Below are 2,603 nucleotides of genomic sequence, written 5' to 3'. Positions count from 1 at the left end.
GTAGCGCATGAATCGGTACCATCATAGCACTGCATTCGGTACCATCGTATCACTTGAATCGGTACCATCATAGCGCACCAATCGGTACCAAAAAGATGTAAAGTTCTGCTCATGTATAATAATAACCGCCTATCTTTGCAGAAGAATTTTAAAATCTGTATAGATATGGCACAAAGTAATGTAAACATGAGCAAATTAAAACGTTCATTTCAAATGCTAGCGGCAAAAATACCGCAACGCACCATTTGCGAGCAACTACACATGGGACGTGGCGTACTGAACCGTTACAAGACCTTGGCGGATTCCCAAGGTTTGTCCTATGGCGTGATAGGCCGCATGAGTGACGGGGAAATAGAATCTTTCCTCCAGTTGTCCAAGCCCACAGCAGCCCCATCCTCCCAACGTCAGGTGCTGGACGGGCTGTTGCCTGAATATGTGTCAGACTTGTCGCATAACCGCTACCTCACCATTCAAGCCCTGCACGAGTCATACAAGAAGGAGCATCCCGACGGATATGGATACACCCAGTTCAAGAAGTCAATCCGTGAGTATCAGTACTCACACAACCTCAGCTTCCATCACACCTATATTCCTGGGGAAGAGATGCAGATTGACTTCGCCGGTGATGCCCTGTGGCTTACCGACCCGAAGACAGGTGAGCTAACCAAGGTTGTCGTCCTGGTCTGTATCCTGCCATACAGCGGCTTGGGATTTGCCAAGGCTATGTACAACGCTTCCATGGAGAACTTCTTCGGCGGTATATCCGATGCCTTCTCTTACTTTGGCGGAACAACTCGCATAGCCAAGAGTGACAACATGAAGCAGTGGGTGAAGAAATACGACCGCTACGAGCCAGCATTCAATGATGCAGCCGTGGAATGGGCCGCCTACTACGATACATCCCTCCAAACCTGCAGGATTCGCACTCCCAGGGACAAAGGTCCAGTAGAGGGACTCGTTCAAAAGACATACAATGCCGTCTACGCTCTGCTACATGACGAGGTGTTTTACAATCTATTGAGTATGAATGCCCGTATCTATGAGTTGATGGACGGCTTCAATGAAAAGCCGTCCAGAACGACAGGGAGAAGCAGACGTGACATCTTCGAGGCGGAAGAGCAACCTACGTTGGGCAAACTGCCCATGACTCCATACCGCTTCAGATATCGCAAAGAGGTGAAACTGTCCGGTACCTATCACGTCATGGTTGACAAGCACAACTATAGCGTGCCATACCAGTATGTCGGGCAAAAGGTGAGCGTACTGTGGGACTTAGATACCGTGGAGGTTTACTCCGGGAGTTCTCGCATAGCCATCCATCAGCGTCGCCAAGGATCTGGATACAGCACGCTTGACGAGCATATGCCAGACAAACATCTTGCCTACAAGCACGGACAGGGATATAACGCCGCCTATTTTCTGGAGGAGGCAGCATTGGTCGGCAGCAACACCACTTCCGCAGTCCAATCCATCCTCAATCGCACGAAGCATGTCGAGCAGTCGTACAAGTCCTGCCAAGGAGTCCTGTCTCTCAAGCGCAAGTATGGCAAGGAGCGTCTGGAGAAGGCCTGCAAGCGTCTGGCAGGTTGTTCATCCATCACCTACACGACCATCCGCAATGTGTTGGAGAAGAACCTTGACCAAGTTGACGGGGAAGAAACAGTCTCAAATGTGCCACAGAACGACTATGTGAGAGGCGCGGAGGCATTTATGAACATTTAAACATATATAGTAACATGAACTTACAAGAAACCATCATACAACTCAACGAGTTGAAGCTCAGAGGTATGTCATCCTCCTTCGAGGCCATGACCAGCCTTCCTGTACAGAACCGCCCATCCCTGGAAGTCGCCATCTCCAAGATGGTGGATGCAGAGGTGCAGGACAGACGAGATCGAAAGACCGCCATGTATCTAAAAATCAGCAAGCTTAGATATACGGCACTCTTAGAGGATGTCATCTGTGGAACAGACCGCAACTTCACCAAGGATGACCTTGCCGCCATTGCCGACTGTGCCTTCATACGCAGACATGGGAACTTGCTCATACAAGGAAAGTGTGGCTGCGGAAAATCCTTCCTTGCCTGTGCCCTTGGAAGACAGGCTTGCATGCTAGGCTACAGAACTCTCTATCTCAATATGAACAGCTTTGTGGAGAAAGTTGCACTCAGCAAGCTGGATGGGTCGTACCTGAAGATGATAACCAATCTGGAAAAGTATGACTTGCTCATATGGGATGACTTCGGGTTGCAGCCAATGGATGACAAGACCAGACTCGCAATGCTCCAAATCCTAGAAGAGAGATACGAGAGAAAGTCCGTCATTATCGCCTCACAGCTTCCCATTGCCAAATGGTATGATTACATAGGTGATCCTACCTTGGCAGATGCCATTATGGATCGTTTGGTGGCAAATGCAAGTAAAATAGAGTTAAAAGGCGATTCTATGCGCCAGAAATTGAAAAAATAGATTACCTTTGCAAATTGAAAAGCAGAACTGAAATCTTGGTACCGCTTGCAGCGATACAAGCGGTACCGATTGCAGTGATAGCATGGTACCGATTACACCGCTACGCGTGGTACCGATACAGCGCTATCGTCAAAT

The 2,603-nt window shown here is 48.8% G+C and carries 2 protein-coding genes; both read left to right on the top strand.

The window, feature by feature from the left end:
- Positions 1-213 precede the first annotated feature (213 nt).
- Complete coding sequence (gene istA, locus AAAT87_RS15210) at positions 214-1,722, top strand: IS21 family transposase (protein ID WP_349226902.1); 1,509 nt, start codon at positions 214-216, stop codon at positions 1,720-1,722.
- A 14-nt stretch (positions 1,723-1,736) separates the two neighbouring features.
- Complete coding sequence (gene istB / locus AAAT87_RS15205) at positions 1,737-2,468, top strand: IS21-like element helper ATPase IstB (RefSeq protein WP_349226901.1); 732 nt, start codon at positions 1,737-1,739, stop codon at positions 2,466-2,468.
- Positions 2,469-2,603 lie beyond the last annotated feature (135 nt).

The sequence above is a fragment of the Segatella sinensis genome, assembly GCF_040095255.1.
GTDB classification, from domain to species: domain Bacteria; phylum Bacteroidota; class Bacteroidia; order Bacteroidales; family Bacteroidaceae; genus Prevotella; species Prevotella sinensis.
This window is presented reverse-complemented; position numbering and strand designations above follow the sequence as displayed.

Coding starts and splice junctions, on each gene's coding strand:
- istA (WP_349226902.1), top strand. CDS start 214: ATGCTAGCGGCAAAAATACCGCAACGCACCATTTGCGAGCAACTACAC.
- istB (WP_349226901.1), top strand. CDS start 1,737: ATGAACTTACAAGAAACCATCATACAACTCAACGAGTTGAAGCTCAGA.